This window comes from Mesorhizobium sp. Cs1299R1N3, from assembly GCF_037179625.1.
Classification (GTDB): Bacteria; Pseudomonadota; Alphaproteobacteria; order Rhizobiales; family Rhizobiaceae; genus Mesorhizobium; species Mesorhizobium salmacidum.
Genome location: NZ_JAPYKQ010000005.1, coordinates 201,200 through 215,221, shown reverse-complemented (window position 1 = coordinate 215,221; position 14,022 = coordinate 201,200). Strand labels below are relative to the sequence as shown.

Genomic DNA, 14,022 nt, shown 5'->3' with positions numbered 1-14,022 from the left:
ATCGCAAAGTTCTGATGGATCAATGGACTTTCGCTGATGGTTCAAAGTTACTCCGCCGCCACCAGCCCCGCCATCTCGCGGTTCTTCATCAGCTTGTAGATGATCGAATCCATCAGCGCCTGAAACGAGGCGTCGATGATGTTTTCGGAAACGCCGACCGTCCACCAGCGGGCGCCGGTGCCGTCATGCGATTCGATGAGCACGCGGGTAATGGCCTCGGTACCGCCATTGAGGATACGCACTTTGAAGTCGGCGAGTTCGAGATCGGCGATCTCGTTCTGGTATTTGCCGAGATCCTTGCGCAGCGCGATGTCGAGCGCGTTGACGGGGCCATGGCCCTCGGCCACCGACATCTTCTCCTCGCCTTCGACCAGCACTTTGACGACCGCTTCCGACACGGTCTTCAACTGGCCATTGGCATCGAAGCGGCGCTCGATCATGCAGCGGAACGAGGTGACGTGGAAAAACTCGGGCAGGCCATGCAGCATCTTGCGCGCCAGGAGCTCGAACGAGGCGTCGGCGCCCTCATAGGCATAGCCCGACGCTTCACGCTCCTTGACCACGGATATCAGGGCATCGAGCCGGTGATCGTCCTTCGGCACATCGATGCCGCGCCGCTTCAACTCGGCGAAGAAATTGGCCTTGCCGCCCTGGTCGGAGACCATGACGCGGCGGCGGTTGCCGACCGATTCCGGCGGCACGTGCTCATAGGTCGCCGGCTCCTTGGCCAGTGCGGAAGCATGGATGCCGGCCTTGGTGGCGAAGGCGGACGAGCCGACATAGGGTGCCTGCGCTTCCGGGGCGCGGTTCAGCAATTCGTCGAAGGCGCGGGACAGCCTGGAGATGCCAGTCAGCGCTTCAGCTGAAATTCCAGTCTCGAAGCGGTCGGCGAAAGCCGGCTTCAGCGCCAGTGTCGGCACGATCGAGATCAGATTGGCATTGCCGCAGCGCTCGCCGATGCCGTTCAGCGTACCCTGGACCTGGCGTACGCCGGCCTCGACGGCGGCAAGGGAATTGGCCACCGCCTGGCCGGTGTCGTCATGGGCGTGGATGCCGAGATGCTCGCCCGGAATACCCGCGGCGATGACCTTTTCAACGATTAGCCGCACTTCCGAGGGCTGCGTGCCGCCATTCGTGTCGCAAAGCACCACCCAGCTCGCGCCCGCATCATAGGCTGTCTTGGCGCAGGCCAGCGCATAGTCCGGGTTGGCCTTGAAGCCATCGAAGAAATGCTCGCAGTCGACCATCGCTTCCTTGGCCGAAGCGACCGCCGCCTCGACCGAGGCCTTGATGGCCTCCAGGTTCTCCTCGTTGGTGCAGCCGAGCGCCACGCGGACATGATAGTCCCAGCTTTTGGCGACGAAGCAGATGGCGTCCGACTTCGATTGAACTAGTGCCGCAAGCCCGGGGTCGTTGGAGGCCGAGACCCCTGCCCGCTTGGTCATACCGAAGGCGACGAACTTGGCGCGTGCCGTGCGCTTCTGCTGGAAGAAGGCGGTATCGGTGGGATTGGCGCCGGGATAGCCCCCTTCGACATAGTCGAAGCCGAACTCGTCCAGCAGTTTGGCAATCGCGATCTTGTCCTCGACCGAAAAGTCGATGCCCGGCGTCTGCTGGCCATCGCGCAGTGTGGTGTCGAAGAGATAGAGACGCTCGCGGGGCATGGTCATTTGCCTGCAAACTTGTCCGTCGCCCGGATCAGTTGATCGAGTATGCCCGGTTCCGAATAGGCATGGCCGGCGCCTTCGATCAGATGAAAGTCCGCCTTCGGCCAAGCCTTGTGCAGCGCCCAGGCGTAGCGCGCCGGGCACGGCATGTCGTAGCGGCCATGGACGATGGTGCCGGGGATGTCCTTGAGCTTCCCGGCATCGCGCAGCAACTGCCCCTCCTCCAGCCAACCGGCGTGGACGAAATAATGGTTCTCGATGCGGGCGAAGGCGACGGCGTAGTCGTCCTCGCCAAACGGACCGCTGGTTTCAGGCTCCGGCAGCAGCGTGATCGTCTCGCCTTCCCACAGGCTCCAGGCGCGGGCGGCCTCTATCTGAGCCTTGCGATCGGACCCGACCAGCCGTTTGCGGTAGGCGGCCATCATGTCGCCGCGTTCGGCCTCCGGGATCGGCGCCAGGAAGCGCTCCCATTTGTCGGGGAACATCTCCGAGACGCCGAACTGATAGTACCATTCGAGCTCCGCGCGGGTCAGCGTATAGATGCCGCGCACCACCAGTTCGCTGACGCGATCAGGGTGTGTCTCGGCATAGGCGAGCGCCAGCGTCGAGCCCCAGGAGCCGCCAAACACCAGCCATTTATCGAAGCCGGCCATTTCGCGCAGCCGCTCGATGTCGGCAACGAGATGCCAGGTCGTGTTGGCCTCCAGTGAGGCGTTCGGCGTCGACTTTCCGCAGCCGCGCTGATCGAACAGGATGACATCGTAGAGCTTGGGGTCGAACAGCCGCCAGTGTTTTGGCGAGATGGTACCGCCCGGGCCGCCATGCAGGAACACCGCCGGCTTGGCGCCCTTGGTGCCGGACCGTTCCCAATAGACCCTATGGCCATCACCGACGTCGAGCATCCCCGAGTCGAACGGTTCGATTTCCGGATAGAGGGTGCGCAAACTCATAGTTTCAGGCCCTGTTGCGGCCAATTGGCCGTTTCGTGATCGGGATGTTGGAAGGAGATGATCTGCTCCTGCCGCGCGTAATAGTCGGGATCATCGTGGACAGGCTGATCGAAGATCGTCTCGACCCAAGGCAGCCGTGCCGCGTAGTTGACCTGGATCCGCGGCGCCAGATCCGAGCGGTCGTCGAAGGCGCCGATGGCGATCTCGAGCCCGCCGGGCTGGCGATAGGTCAGCGGCGTGCCGCAACGGGCGCAGAATCCGCGATCGATGTTGACCGAAGAGTGGAAATAACTTGGTTCTTCATGGGTCCATTCGACGCCGTCCCTGGGCACCGTCACCAAGGCGCCGAAGAAGGAGCCGAACTGTTTCTGGCACATGCGGCAATGGCAGATGGACGCGCGTCCCAGCGCCCCCTTGATGCGGAAGCGCACGGCGCCGCATTGGCAACCGCCGGTTCGAACGGTCTCGGTCATGGTCTTTCCTCCGGCGGCCATTGGTCGGTGTCGTGGTCGGGATGCTGATAGGAGACGAGTTCGGCGAGATAGGGGGCCGAGCCAATATCCGCCATCGTGTCCTCGCCCGGCAATCGCGGTATGGAATCCACATAGGGCAGTTTTGCTTCCGTGCCCCATTGGATGGTCGGCGCGATACCAGCCGGATCGTCGAAGGCGGCGATCGCCAGCGCCATGCCGTCGGGCGCCTCGAAGGTCAGCGGCGTGCCGCAGTCGGCGCAGAAGCCGCGCCAGGCGGCATTGGAGGAACGGAAACGCTTGGGCTCGCCGCGCGTCCAGTCGACCTTTGCGCCCCGCACCGAGACCAGCGGCAGGTAGAAATTGCCGCTCGCCTTCTGACACATGCGGCAGTGGCAGACCGAAGCGCCGCCATGCGCGCCTTCGACGCGGAAGCGCACCGCCCCGCATTGGCAGCCGCCGGTGTAGACCGGCCGGTTGTCGAGGCTCATCGGCTTTCACTCCGGATCATGACAGACCGCCTCGACATTGTTGCCGTCGGGATCGAAGACGAAGGCGCCGTAGTAGTTGGGGTGATAGTGCGGACGCAGGCCCGGCCCGCCATTGTCCTTGCCGCCGGCTGCAAGGGCGGCGGCATGGAAGGCGTTGACCTCGGCGCGGCTGCGCGCGGTGAAGGCGACGTGCTGGTGATCCCGGGGCTTTTCCCTGGCCGAACTCAGCCAGAACACCGGCCGGTCGCGGCCATAACCGCCGACCTTGGTGCCGCCGGTATATTCCTGCGGCACCATGTAAAGCAGCGAGGCGCCCAAAGGCGCCATCGCCTTGTCGTAGAAGGCCTTGGAAGCATCGAAATCGGAAACTGCGATGCCAAGATGATCGATCATGGAACGAGCTCCTCCGTTGCTGGTTGGCTTGCCGGCATCACAGCATCGGCCAAACCGGCCACGATCACGATGTGCTGGCAGACATTGTCGATATCGCGGATGACGTCGTCATTCCAGAAGCGCAGGATGGTCCAGCTCAGCGCTTCAACCTTCGCGGTACGCGCCGCATCCATCTCCGAGGCTTTGGCCGTTGCATGTTGGGAGCCGTCAATCTCGACGATCAGTTTTCTGGTCGGGCAAGCAAAGTCGACGATGTAGCCAGCGATCGGCATCTGGCGCCTGAAAGCCAGCCCCATAAGGCGATGTGCACGTATCTCATTCCAAAGTTTGAGTTCGGCATCGGTCATTGCCTTGCGCATGTTGCGCGCATTGCCACGATTAAGGGAAGATACGAGATGATGGGTCATCGCGAGGCGCCCCCCTCTGTCCTGCCGGACATCTCCCCCTCAAGGGGGGAGATTGGACGTCGCTTCGGCTTTCGCCAATCGCCGACGTTGAAGATTCGGCGCCATCGATGAAGCTGCCGATCTCCCCCCTGGAGGGGGAGATGCCCGGCAGGGCAGAGGGGGGCGCCTCGCGATGACCTCTCCATTCCCGCCGTCACCCTCATCGCTTGATCTCCCACGTCGTCACGCGCTCGCCGGTGACCGGGTCCTTGCCGTCCTTCAACTGTACACCTTGCGCCAGAAGTTCATCGCGGATGCGGTCGGCCTCTGTCCAATTTTTCGCCGCGATAAGCATCAGGCGCTCGCCAATCGCTTTGGCGACCACGGTTTCGTCCACCTTGGTCGCGCCAATGTCGAAGCCAAGGAAGGTGAGCGCGGTCTTCAATGCGACGGCGGCGGCGTTGTCGCCGCTACCGTCAAAGTCGGTCGCCTCGCCGGCAAGCTGGGTGAGTTGCTGGAAGGCCGCGTAGGTCGCAAGATCATCCGACAGCGCCTCCACGACCTCAACCGGCAACTGACTTCCCGCGGCCGGCGCCAGATCCGCCGCGCGTTTCCATTTGCGCAGCGTGTTTTCCGCCTCCTCCAGCTTGCGCACGGAAAAGTCGATCGGTTCGCGGTAATGCGTCATCAGCATCGCCAGCCGCAGCACATCGCCGGGCCATTTGCGACCACCAAAAATGTCGGTCTCCAGCAACTCGTGGATCGAGTAGAAATTGCCGAGGCTCTTCGACATCTTCTGGCCCTCGACCTGCAGGAAGCCATTGTGCATCCACACATTGGCCATGACCGACGTGCCGTGGGCGCAGCGCGACTGGGCGATCTCGTTCTCATGGTGCGGGAAGATCAGATCGAGGCCGCCGCCATGGATATCGAAGACCTCGCCGAGATAGGCGGCCGACATGGCCGAGCACTCGATATGCCAACCGGGCCGGCCCCTGCCCCATGGACTTTGCCAACCGGGCTCCTCCGGCGACGACAGTTTCCACAGCACGAAATCGCCGGGGTTCTTCTTATGCGCGTCGACGGCGATGCGGGCGCCGGCCTGCTGCTCGTCGAGATTGCGTTTCGACAATTGCCCGTAGTCCGGCATCGACGCCGTATCGAACAGCACTTCGCCCGCCGCGACATAGGCATGGCCGCGCCCAATCAGGCTTTGAATCAAGGTGATCATGTCAGCCTTGCCGTCGGCGCGGGGCTCGACGAATTCGGTGGCGCGCGGCTCGACCGTCGGCTCCAGGCAGCCAAGCGTCGCGACATCCCTGTGGAACTGATCGGCCGTTTTTTCGGTAACCCGCCGGATCGCTTCGTTGAGCGAAAGCGCCCCTGAAGCGATCTCGCCGCCGAAGTCCCGCAACGCGCGCGCGTTGATCTTGTCGTCGACGTCGGTGATGTTGCGCACATAGGTGACGTGCGTCTCGCCATGGAGATGGCGCAGCAGACGAAACAGCACGTCGAAGACGATCACTGGCCTGGCGTTGCCGATATGGGCGAAGTCGTAGACGGTCGGGCCGCAGACATACATGCGCACATTTCGCGGATCGATCGGCACGAAGTCCTCTTTCGTGCGCGTCAGCGTGTTGTAGAGGCGCAGGCCCTGCGATGCGTCAGACATTCCATGCCTTCCCGGTTTCAGAACTTCTTGTCTGGATGGAGCCAGCCCAGCGCCGAGGCGCAAATCTGGCTCCAGCCTGCTGGCCGGGGCGTTTGTCCAATCTGGGGAAAGATGAGGCGAAAACGTCCGGACCAGCGCGAGGCTAGCCAATAATGCAAATGCCACAAATGGCGAAAGACGTTTTCATGGGCCGCTTTATCGCCTTGGCAGGTGTTGCCGTCAAGTCGCTGATCCCGGGAAAAACGTCGCAAAGACTGGCAACCGCATCGCCCGATCACACGGAATCAGCCAATGAAACATTTTATTAAACATGTCGGCACAGTCATGAAACATTCGCCGGCTAGATCACCAAGCGTCACGATTTGGTCGGATTCGGCGACCAAATCGCATACACGAAAACGTTATCTGGGAAGAGAAACATGCCTCGAAGCAAGCAGGAAGCCAACCGCGCCAAGCAACCGGCGCTGGCCAACCACTATCGTGCGATCGGCCCGGCGGCTATCGTCGCCGCCCTTCTTCACACCGCCAAGAAGAACAAGCCGGCGCAGAAGGTCGTATCGCCCCGCGCCGCCTGAAGCGGCACTCCAGCCGACGCAATCGCCGGCACCGAGGGGCGCGAACAAGCGCCCTGACATAATGACCTCGACGGACTTCGCTAGAACAGCGTCATTTGACTGTCGTCCGCGCCGGGTTTCTGGCGCCTGGCTTTCTCGGGCTCAGGTCCGATCTCGCCCCTCTCTTGTATCTCCGGTCCGGTGTTGGCGACTTTGTTGACGAGGTCGGAGACGGGAATCGCCTCGAAGAAATCGGGCAGCGCCGGCCGCAGCAAATCGGCGACCTCGCGCGGTTCGCGCGTACGGCAATCCAGCCAGCGGGCAAAGTCGGGGACATCGATCACCACCGGCATCCGGTCATGGATATGGGCGATGTCGGCGTTGGCGTTCACGGTCAGGATGGCGCCGGTGTCCATCTCCGAGCCGCCCGGCTCGGCATAGGTTTCGATCAGACCGGCAAAGGCGACCAGCCCGCCATGCCGTGGTCGGACCCAATAGGGTTGCCCCTTCTTGCCTCCGGTCTGCCGCCACTCGTAAAAGCCGGATGCCGGCACCAGCGCGCGCCGATGGCGCATGGCGGCCTTGAACGAGGCCTTTTCGATTGCACCTTCCGAACGCGCGTTGAACAGCAGCGGAAATTCCCTGGTGTCCTTGACCCAGGCGGGAAGGAGGCCCCAGCGCACCAGCATCGACTGCCGGTCCGGCAGGTTGGAGCCCGGAGCCCGCGGCGCGCCGGCGGTCGCCATCAGGACCGGCTGTGTCGGCGCGATGTTGTAGCGGGCCGGGAAATCCTCCAGCTCGGCAAGGCCCAGGAAGGCGGCGGTCTCGTCCGGCGTGGCGGTCAAGGCAAAACGTCCGCACATGATGGAGCCTTTCGAATGGTTCGGCTTCGAAAGTGGCTATGGAAGCGGTGTTGCGCAACCGGTAATGCTTCCCCTTACCGGGCGGTCCACAACAGACCGGTCATCGAATGGGCCTGATCATGAACGAAGCACGCAAGACACTTCCCGCCGTCTCGGTCGCCGTCGTGCGGGGGGACAGCGTACTCCTCGTGAAACGGGCATGGCCGCCTTCGCAAGGGTTCTACGCCTTTCCCGGCGGCAAGGTCGAAGGCGACGAGACACTGGAGGACGCGGCACGGCGTGAACTGATGGAAGAGACCGGCTTGCGCGCCACCGGTTTGCGTCCGCTTCGGGAAATCCACATCGACGGCAGGGACGACAGCCACCCGGTCGATTATCTCCTCACGGTGTTCGGCGCCGCCTATGCCGGTGGCGAGGCCGTGGCCAGCGACGACGCCGAGACAGCTGCCTTCTACACACTTAAAGAGATGACCCTGTTGCCGCTTGCCGGCTCGGTGTTGGCGGTCGCTGAGGAACTCCTCAGTCACATTCAAACACGCTGACGCAGCACTGAAAAATCGCCTTGCAGGCGACAAATTGTTTCGTCACAACGCTTATGTTGTCTCGCCAGCCACGATTTAGGCCGTTCGGCGGACCATAGCGGCTTTGGGCTTATGAACCGTCCGTCAATACTCCTCGCCATTTGCCTTGCCGTCAGCGCGGCCGTCCCGGTACGGCCCGCGTTCAGTGCCGAGTCGCCGTTCGAACCGGGGCTGATGCGACTGGCGGAGGTTCTGGGGTCGCTGCATTTCCTGCGCAATCTGTGCGGGGAGAAAGGCGACCAGTGGCGGGGCGAGATGGAAAAACTGCTCGATTCGGAAAATCCCGATCCAGAACGCCGCGCCCGCTTCATCGCCAGCTTCAACCGCGGCTATCGCTCCTTCGGCGGCACCTACACCCAGTGCACCGCTTCGGCCGCTGAAGCCATCAGCCGTTATATGAAGGAAGGTGAGACGCTGTCGCGCGACATCGCCTCGCGTTATGGCAACTGAGCATCCATCAACAGATATTAGACGCGTCGCCAGGGATCGTCGGTATATCCTACTTGTGCCTGTCCATGTCTTGGTGCAATTCTGATGTTGCACTTCTGCAACAGCGTTAATCAAACGTTACCACGCGAATGCGGAATTAACTCAAACTGAAGGTTTTCGCCCCGCAGGCCGGCCTAATCGGCTAAGTTTGATCCGGGTTGAAACGCAGCTTCGCCAAACACAATTGGCCCCTGTAAAACGCGACCAAAAAAATGTCGTATTTACAGATACTTACTTGGCGCTGCCTATGAATGGAACAGATCAAGCCTGATCCACACTGATGGGTTGCCGCTTGAAAGGGTGGACATCGCTTATGGAACATGCTGCCAACGACATCGACGCGCTGGTCAGGGAAGAGAAGCGCCTGACGGCGGTTGAGAGCCACAGCGAAGCCTGGGCGGAAGGCCTTTCGGCCGGCATCGAGCCCGAGATCATTGCCGAGGCGGCGCTCGAAACGGCATTCGGCGAAATGTTGCGCGCCAATGGCGAGACCTCGGCCCTTGCCCTGCTGGACCGTATGCGTGAAAAGGTGATTGCTGGCGCCTTCGAACCCGAGCGGCTGCGGCACTGAACCAACATCAGGTTCTTTGACGAGTAGATGCCGACCGGGCACCATGCCCGGGAGCAGGGAGATAGGGGCAGTGAATTTTCCGATGTCAGGCAGGCCGAAAGGCCTTGTCCTCTACATCCGTCTCGCTGCCTGCTGTGGCGCGATTGCCTTGGTGACATGCCTGGCCAGCAGCCCTGCCTATGCGCTGAGCGAGATCAAAAGCGAAGAACTCCCCTCGCCGGTCACACCCCCGACGGGCGACGACGCGACGTCGCCCGGGGGCGCGATTCCCGTGCCTGGCCCGCCGGGAACGCCGCCTTCGGCCAGCCAACCGGCCGCTCCCGACGCCGCGGAGCCGGACATTCCGTCGGATGGCGGCAGCAACAGGCCGCGTGTCGATCCTCAGGCGCCCTTGCCCGAGGTCGTCTATGACCTCGGCAAGCTGCCCGAGTCCGTGCGACGCATGCATGACCTCATCATCGAAGCTTGCAAGAGCGGCGACATCGAGAAGCTCAGGCCTTTAATCGGCAAGGGCGACAGCATGACCCAGCTGTCGCTGGCCGACATCGATGGCGATGCCATCGCCTTCCTCAAAGGGCTGTCCGGCGACCCTGACGGCCAGGAGATCCTGGCCATTCTGGAGGAGGTGCTTAGCGCCGGCTACGTCCATGTCGATGCGGGCGCGCCACAGGAACTCTATGTCTGGCCGTATTTCTTCGCGCTGCCGCTCGACAGGCTCGACGCCAAGCAGCGGGTCGAGCTGTTCAAGATCGTCACCGCCAGCGATTTCGACGACATGAAACAGTTCGGCGCCTACATCTTCTACCGCGTCGGCATCACGCCCGCCGGGCAATGGACCTTCTTCGTCGCGGGCGATTGAAGGTGCCTGCCTGCCAGCGGCAGGCTGCGAGCAGCATTGTAGACAATGCTGCCATTAAGCGGGCTGGCGGGCTATGCAATGATGTCAGCATTCGGCCAAATGCGAATGCTTTCGTTTCGAAGAAACGAGATGGCACCGCTAGCCTTACCTGCCTCCATCTGCAGAATCTCGGCTGCGTAACTCAGCTCTACCGTATCCCGAAGCTTGTTGACCACCCACGCAACCTTGTGCTGGACATCCTGTCCATATGCAGCCTGAGCCTTCGCTACGGCGTCGTTCGGGATCTCCCGATAGGCACTGACCAACATCCCAAGATCAATAGCATCGCGATAGCCGACAGCACGGTCTTGGCATCGGTCAGCATTCGCCAATAATTTCTCGGCGAACATGTCCGAGGGGATCAAAGAAGGTACGTTTAGATCTTCATCGAAACGACCTTGCAATGGGATGCGGGCTTCACGAACGATTTCAAACTTGATCAATTGCCCCTTCAATCGCACCACGGTCCTCAGGCCATACTGATCAATCCGAAAATCTCGAACAGCTTCGACTGGTTCGGGAAAGAATGCCCTTACCCCGCTTTCGACCGCCGACATTCGCAATTGGCGATAGCCGTCGGCATCCGCGCACAGAAAATCGACATCCAACGACCGCCGATACTCGCCCAATTTCAACACAATCGCCGTCCCGCCACCGAACCAGCATTGGGCTGCCGTCAGGAAGTCACGGTCCATAAGCGCGAGGGCTTCCGAGATGATCCTGTGCTCGGCCTTCCTGAATTCCTTCATGACTTTCGCTCGCGATGTGTCCGGTTTGATGTTGCAGATGCGAGACGAAACCACGACAGGAAGAGATTTTAGCCGGCGGTCAGAAGGATGCCGTGACCGAATTCGCTGGCAAGATTCTGGATAAGCTGTTTTTCGCGCGCCGTAAGCCGAGTTTGATCGACAAAGCGCCAATTGCGCTCGTACAACGCAAATGCTTCGTTGGCCGGGATCAGTCGTGCGACATCGCGGTTCCACAAGAGCGCTTGCAGCTCTGGAAACTCGGCGGGGTCAATCATAGGCGCGAATTGTGCCTTCATAGTGCTTTGAACATAGTGCAGAGCGCTTAAAAATCAAAGTGACGCGTCGGCGATGGCCGTCTAGCCGGGCAATGCCTCGGAGAACTCCACCGCCCTGCCCCGGCCGGGCGTAACGATTTCGCCCTCCCACATGACACGCTGACCGCGAATGACCGTGCCGACCGGCCAACCGGTCACCTCCTTGCCGTGATAAGGTGTCCAGCCGGCTTTCGAGCCGGCTTGCGCGTTGGTGATGGTCTCGCGCCGCTTCATGTCGACAATGGTGAAGTCGGCGTCATAGCCGGCGGCGATACGGCCTTTCCGGGCCATGCCGAAGATGCGCTGCGGGCCATGGCTGGAGAGATCGACGAAGCGCTGCAGGGTCAGCCGGCCGGCGTTGACGTGGTCGAGCATGATCGGCACCAGCGTCTGCACGCCGGTCATACCCGAGGGCGAAGCCGGGTAGGGTTTTGCCTTCTCCGCCAATGTGTGCGGCGCGTGGTCGGAGCCGAGCACGTCCACAATGCTCTGTGCAATACCATGCCAGACGCCGTCGCGATGGCGCTTGTCCCGCACCGGCGGGTTCATCTGGATCAGCGTGCCGAGCCGCGCATAATCGTCGGCGCTCAGCGTCAGATGGTGCGGCGTGGCCTCACAGGTCGCGACATCCTTGTGCTGCTCGAGGAACAGGATTTCCTCGGCGGTCGAAATGTGCAGGACATGGATGCGGGCACGGACCTCGCGCGCGATGCGCACCAGCCGTTCGGTGCAGCGCAAGGCGGCGATCTCATCACGCCAAACGGGATGCGATGACGGGTCGCCCTCAATGCGCTCGCCCAGGCGCTCGCGCAGCCGGAACTCGTCCTCCGAATGAAAAGCGGCGCGGCGGCGGGTATTCCTCAGGATCGAGGCGACGCCTTCATCGTCCTCGACCAGCAGGTCACCGGTGGACGATCCCATGAAGACCTTTATTCCCGCAGCTCCCGGCAAACGCTCGAGGTCGCCGACATCCCTGGCGTTATCGCGGGTACCGCCAACCCAGAAAGCAAAATCGCAATGCATGCGGCCGCTGCCGCGCCGGACCTTGTCGGCAAGCGTCGCCTCGCTGGTGGTCAACGGGTTGGTGTTCGGCATCTCGAAGACGGCGGTGACACCGCCGAGCACAGCAGCCCGCGATCCCGTTTCCAGGTCTTCCTTGTGCTCAAGTCCCGGCTCGCGGAAATGCACCTGGCTGTCGACGACACCGGGCAGGATGTGCAGGCCCCGGCAGTCGATCGTCTCGCCGGCCGAGGCCTGGCGCAGATCGCCGATCGCGGCGATGCGCCCGCCCTTCACGCCGATGTCGCGCAGCCCCTCGCCGTCATGATTGACCACTGTGCCGCCTGTCAGGATGAGGTCATAGGTCATGGTGATGCTCTCTTGCGGGGGGAGTGTCAGCGGCTTACGTAATGGCCAACCGTTTTGCAAGATCAGGCTTTTATCCGCCCCATGCCCTTTGCCCTGCTGAAAGACCGCGCGCTTATCTCCGTCTCCGGCCCGGATGCCGAACACTTCCTGCAAAACATCCTGACCACCGATCTCGATGCGCTTGGCGATGGTGAGGCCAAGCCGGGCGCGCTGCTGACGCCGCAAGGCAAGATACTGTTCGACTTCCTGATCTCACGGGCAGGAGAAAACGCCTTCCGCATCGAATGCCGTGCCGACGTTTCAGACGATTTCATTCGCCGGCTGATGCTCTACAAGCTTCGCGCCAAGGTCGAGATTGCCAAGTTGGAACAAACGCTTGTCACTGTCGTGTGGGGAAAAGAGTCAATCGCCTCAGAAAGTGATTCAACCGCGGTTGCCGACAGGCGCTTTGGCGACGGAGGCGTCACGCGCTTCCATGCCGGCACCGCGGACGCCGGCGACATCGCCGCGTGGCAGGCCTTCCGCATCGCCCGCGGCATTGCCGAGAGCGGGTCCGACTATGCACTCGGCGATGCGTTCCCGCATGACGTGCTGCTCGACGAGATGGGCGGTGTCGGCTTCAAGAAGGGCTGCTATGTCGGCCAGGAGGTCGTGTCGCGCATGCAGCATCGGGGCACGGCCCGGCGGCGCGTGCTGATCGTCCAGGCTGGGCTTCCTCTGCCCGCCGCGGGTGCCGAGCTCACCGTCGGCGGGCGTCCGGTCGGCACGCTCGGCTCGACCGCCACCGTGACCGGGCTCGCCATCGCCCGCATCGACAGGGTCAAGGCGGCGCTCGATGCCGGCCAGCCGGTCCTGGCGGACGACGTGCCAGTGACGCTCACCATCCCCGCCTGGGCCAAATTCAGTTTCCCGCAGGAAACCGCCGGCGCGGGGGAAGCCTGATGGCGGCGGACCGCGCCGGTGCGCCACCACGCGCCTGGCAGCGCATGCTGTCCGGCCGCAGGCTCGACCTGCTCGACCCCTCGCCACTCGACATCGAGATTTCGGACATCGCCCATGGGCTTGCCCGCGTCGCGCGCTGGAACGGCCAAACCAGCGGCGAGCACGCCTTCTCGGTGGCCCAGCATTCACTGCTGGTCGAGGCGCTGTTCAACGAGCTGGTGCCGCAGGCTTCGGCCGACGACCAGTTGGCGGCACTGCTGCACGACGCGCCGGAATATGTCATCGGCGACATGATCTCGCCATTCAAGTCGGTGATGGGCGGCAGCTACAAGGACTGCGAATTGCGCCTGCAACGCGCCATCCATCTGCGTTTCTCGCTGCCTCCCGAACCGGCCGCTGCCCTGCGCAAGGAGATCAAGCGCGCCGACCAGATCGCCGCCTATTTCGAGGCTACGCTGCTCGCCGGCTTTTCGACCGCCGAGGCGACCGAGTTCTTCGGCCGCCCGCGCGGTTTTTCAGCCGAACGTTTCGACTTCACGCCACGCTCGGTGATCTGGGCACAGAATGCGTTCCTGAAGCGGTTTTCGGCGATCGAGACCTCAAGGCATCACGTTGCGACATCCGCATTAGGGTAGAAAACGCTAAATTAACCGAAAGCGTCAAC

Annotated in this window: 19 protein-coding genes; 8 read left to right on the top strand and 11 right to left on the bottom strand. The window is 62.3% G+C overall.

The window, feature by feature from the left end:
• Window positions 1–47 precede the first annotated feature (47 nt).
• The 7 genes from cimA to cysS form a co-directional block, all read right to left on the bottom strand.
• On the bottom strand, window positions 48–1,670 hold the full coding sequence (gene cimA, locus O7B34_RS14315) for a citramalate synthase (protein WP_337146643.1): 1,623 nt from the start codon (window positions 1,668–1,670) through the stop codon (window positions 48–50).
• The gene (gene pip, locus O7B34_RS14310) at window positions 1,667–2,617 is read right to left on the bottom strand and encodes a prolyl aminopeptidase (protein ID WP_337146642.1); all 951 of its coding nucleotides are present in this window, start codon (window positions 2,615–2,617) and stop codon (window positions 1,667–1,669) included. The genes cimA and pip overlap by 4 nt, the downstream gene beginning before the upstream one ends.
• Window positions 2,614–3,090: a GFA family protein gene (locus O7B34_RS14305; protein ID WP_337146641.1), complete on the bottom strand. Its 477-nt coding sequence runs from the start codon at window positions 3,088–3,090 to the stop codon at window positions 2,614–2,616. The genes pip and O7B34_RS14305 overlap by 4 nt, the downstream gene beginning before the upstream one ends.
• Complete coding sequence (locus O7B34_RS14300) at window positions 3,087–3,578, bottom strand: GFA family protein (RefSeq protein ID WP_337146640.1); 492 nt, start codon at window positions 3,576–3,578, stop codon at window positions 3,087–3,089. The genes O7B34_RS14305 and O7B34_RS14300 overlap by 4 nt, the downstream gene beginning before the upstream one ends.
• A 6-nt stretch (window positions 3,579–3,584) precedes the next feature.
• Entirely contained in the window at window positions 3,585–3,971 is a 387-nt protein-coding gene (locus tag O7B34_RS14295; RefSeq protein ID WP_337132118.1) for a VOC family protein, read from the bottom strand.
• Complete coding sequence (locus O7B34_RS14290) at window positions 3,968–4,378, bottom strand: endonuclease domain-containing protein (protein ID WP_337146639.1); 411 nt, start codon at window positions 4,376–4,378, stop codon at window positions 3,968–3,970. Before O7B34_RS14290 ends, O7B34_RS14295 begins: the two co-directional genes overlap by 4 nt.
• A 199-nt stretch (window positions 4,379–4,577) precedes the next feature.
• Window positions 4,578–6,029 (bottom strand): cysteine--tRNA ligase, encoded by a 1,452-nt coding sequence (gene cysS, locus O7B34_RS14285; protein WP_337146638.1) that lies wholly within the window; start codon window positions 6,027–6,029, stop codon window positions 4,578–4,580.
• Window positions 6,030–6,181: 152 nt separating this feature from the next.
• Here cysS and O7B34_RS14280 point away from each other — a divergent pair, with 152 nt between their 5' ends.
• Window positions 6,182–6,337, top strand: coding sequence for a hypothetical protein (locus O7B34_RS14280; protein ID WP_337146637.1), 156 nt, complete (start codon window positions 6,182–6,184; stop codon window positions 6,335–6,337).
• A 111-nt stretch (window positions 6,338–6,448) separates the two neighbouring features.
• Window positions 6,449–6,604, top strand: a complete 156-nt coding sequence (locus tag O7B34_RS14275) for a hypothetical protein (RefSeq protein ID WP_337146635.1) — start codon at window positions 6,449–6,451, stop codon at window positions 6,602–6,604.
• Window positions 6,605–6,684: 80 nt separating this feature from the next.
• Here the strand turns inward: O7B34_RS14275 and O7B34_RS14270 are convergent, their stop codons facing one another.
• Window positions 6,685–7,446 (bottom strand): SOS response-associated peptidase, encoded by a 762-nt coding sequence (locus O7B34_RS14270; protein ID WP_337146634.1) that lies wholly within the window; start codon window positions 7,444–7,446, stop codon window positions 6,685–6,687.
• Window positions 7,447–7,565: 119 nt separating this feature from the next.
• On the opposite strand from O7B34_RS14270, the gene O7B34_RS14265 reads away from it, so the two are divergent.
• From O7B34_RS14265 to O7B34_RS14250, 4 genes are all read left to right on the top strand, one after another.
• On the top strand, window positions 7,566–7,988 hold the full coding sequence (locus tag O7B34_RS14265) for an NUDIX hydrolase (RefSeq protein ID WP_337146633.1): 423 nt from the start codon (window positions 7,566–7,568) through the stop codon (window positions 7,986–7,988).
• A 111-nt stretch (window positions 7,989–8,099) separates the two neighbouring features.
• On the top strand, window positions 8,100–8,477 hold the full coding sequence (locus tag O7B34_RS14260; protein WP_027144167.1) for a TIGR02301 family protein: 378 nt from the start codon (window positions 8,100–8,102) through the stop codon (window positions 8,475–8,477).
• A 352-nt stretch (window positions 8,478–8,829) separates the two neighbouring features.
• Entirely contained in the window at window positions 8,830–9,087 is a 258-nt protein-coding gene (locus tag O7B34_RS14255; RefSeq protein ID WP_015318556.1) for a hypothetical protein, read from the top strand.
• Between the two features lie 70 nt (window positions 9,088–9,157).
• Window positions 9,158–9,946, top strand: coding sequence for a hypothetical protein (locus O7B34_RS14250; RefSeq protein ID WP_337146632.1), 789 nt, complete (start codon window positions 9,158–9,160; stop codon window positions 9,944–9,946).
• 71 nt (window positions 9,947–10,017) lie between these two features.
• On the opposite strand, the gene O7B34_RS14245 is transcribed toward O7B34_RS14250, so the two are convergent.
• The 3 genes from O7B34_RS14245 to O7B34_RS14235 form a co-directional block, all read right to left on the bottom strand.
• Window positions 10,018–10,734: a nucleotidyl transferase AbiEii/AbiGii toxin family protein gene (locus tag O7B34_RS14245; RefSeq protein ID WP_337146631.1), complete on the bottom strand. Its 717-nt coding sequence runs from the start codon at window positions 10,732–10,734 to the stop codon at window positions 10,018–10,020.
• 68 nt (window positions 10,735–10,802) lie between these two features.
• On the bottom strand, window positions 10,803–11,009 hold the full coding sequence (locus O7B34_RS14240; RefSeq protein WP_337142984.1) for a hypothetical protein: 207 nt from the start codon (window positions 11,007–11,009) through the stop codon (window positions 10,803–10,805).
• A gap of 81 nt (window positions 11,010–11,090) precedes the next feature.
• Entirely contained in the window at window positions 11,091–12,416 is a 1,326-nt protein-coding gene (locus O7B34_RS14235; protein ID WP_337146629.1) for a dihydroorotase, read from the bottom strand.
• An 81-nt stretch (window positions 12,417–12,497) separates the two neighbouring features.
• Here O7B34_RS14235 and ygfZ point away from each other — a divergent pair, with 81 nt between their 5' ends.
• The gene (gene ygfZ / locus O7B34_RS14230; RefSeq protein ID WP_337146627.1) at window positions 12,498–13,358 is read left to right on the top strand and encodes a CAF17-like 4Fe-4S cluster assembly/insertion protein YgfZ; all 861 of its coding nucleotides are present in this window, start codon (window positions 12,498–12,500) and stop codon (window positions 13,356–13,358) included.
• Entirely contained in the window at window positions 13,358–13,993 is a 636-nt protein-coding gene (locus tag O7B34_RS14225; RefSeq protein ID WP_027144171.1) for an HD family hydrolase, read from the top strand. Before ygfZ ends, O7B34_RS14225 begins: the two co-directional genes overlap by 1 nt.
• Window positions 13,994–14,022 lie beyond the last annotated feature (29 nt).

What these genes read in the sequence shown, in the direction of transcription:
- O7B34_RS14300 (WP_337146640.1), bottom strand. Translation starts at nt 3,578, where the DNA reads ATGAGCCTCGACAACCGGCCGGTCTACACCGGCGGCTGCCAATGCGGG.
- O7B34_RS14225 (WP_027144171.1), top strand. Translation starts at nt 13,358, where the DNA reads ATGGCGGCGGACCGCGCCGGTGCGCCACCACGCGCCTGGCAGCGCATG.
- pip (WP_337146642.1), bottom strand. Translation starts at nt 2,617, where the DNA reads ATGAGTTTGCGCACCCTCTATCCGGAAATCGAACCGTTCGACTCGGGG.
- O7B34_RS14245 (WP_337146631.1), bottom strand. Translation starts at nt 10,734, where the DNA reads ATGAAGGAATTCAGGAAGGCCGAGCACAGGATCATCTCGGAAGCCCTC.
- cysS (WP_337146638.1), bottom strand. Translation starts at nt 6,029, where the DNA reads ATGTCTGACGCATCGCAGGGCCTGCGCCTCTACAACACGCTGACGCGC.
- O7B34_RS14240 (WP_337142984.1), bottom strand. Translation starts at nt 11,009, where the DNA reads ATGATTGACCCCGCCGAGTTTCCAGAGCTGCAAGCGCTCTTGTGGAAC.
- O7B34_RS14270 (WP_337146634.1), bottom strand. Translation starts at nt 7,446, where the DNA reads ATGTGCGGACGTTTTGCCTTGACCGCCACGCCGGACGAGACCGCCGCC.
- O7B34_RS14275 (WP_337146635.1), top strand. Translation starts at nt 6,449, where the DNA reads ATGCCTCGAAGCAAGCAGGAAGCCAACCGCGCCAAGCAACCGGCGCTG.
- O7B34_RS14280 (WP_337146637.1), top strand. Translation starts at nt 6,182, where the DNA reads ATGCAAATGCCACAAATGGCGAAAGACGTTTTCATGGGCCGCTTTATC.
- O7B34_RS14255 (WP_015318556.1), top strand. Translation starts at nt 8,830, where the DNA reads ATGGAACATGCTGCCAACGACATCGACGCGCTGGTCAGGGAAGAGAAG.
- O7B34_RS14295 (WP_337132118.1), bottom strand. Translation starts at nt 3,971, where the DNA reads ATGATCGATCATCTTGGCATCGCAGTTTCCGATTTCGATGCTTCCAAG.
- O7B34_RS14305 (WP_337146641.1), bottom strand. Translation starts at nt 3,090, where the DNA reads ATGACCGAGACCGTTCGAACCGGCGGTTGCCAATGCGGCGCCGTGCGC.
- ygfZ (WP_337146627.1), top strand. Translation starts at nt 12,498, where the DNA reads ATGCCCTTTGCCCTGCTGAAAGACCGCGCGCTTATCTCCGTCTCCGGC.
- O7B34_RS14260 (WP_027144167.1), top strand. Translation starts at nt 8,100, where the DNA reads ATGAACCGTCCGTCAATACTCCTCGCCATTTGCCTTGCCGTCAGCGCG.
- O7B34_RS14290 (WP_337146639.1), bottom strand. Translation starts at nt 4,378, where the DNA reads ATGACCCATCATCTCGTATCTTCCCTTAATCGTGGCAATGCGCGCAAC.
- O7B34_RS14265 (WP_337146633.1), top strand. Translation starts at nt 7,566, where the DNA reads ATGAACGAAGCACGCAAGACACTTCCCGCCGTCTCGGTCGCCGTCGTG.
- cimA (WP_337146643.1), bottom strand. Translation starts at nt 1,670, where the DNA reads ATGACCATGCCCCGCGAGCGTCTCTATCTCTTCGACACCACACTGCGC.
- O7B34_RS14235 (WP_337146629.1), bottom strand. Translation starts at nt 12,416, where the DNA reads ATGACCTATGACCTCATCCTGACAGGCGGCACAGTGGTCAATCATGAC.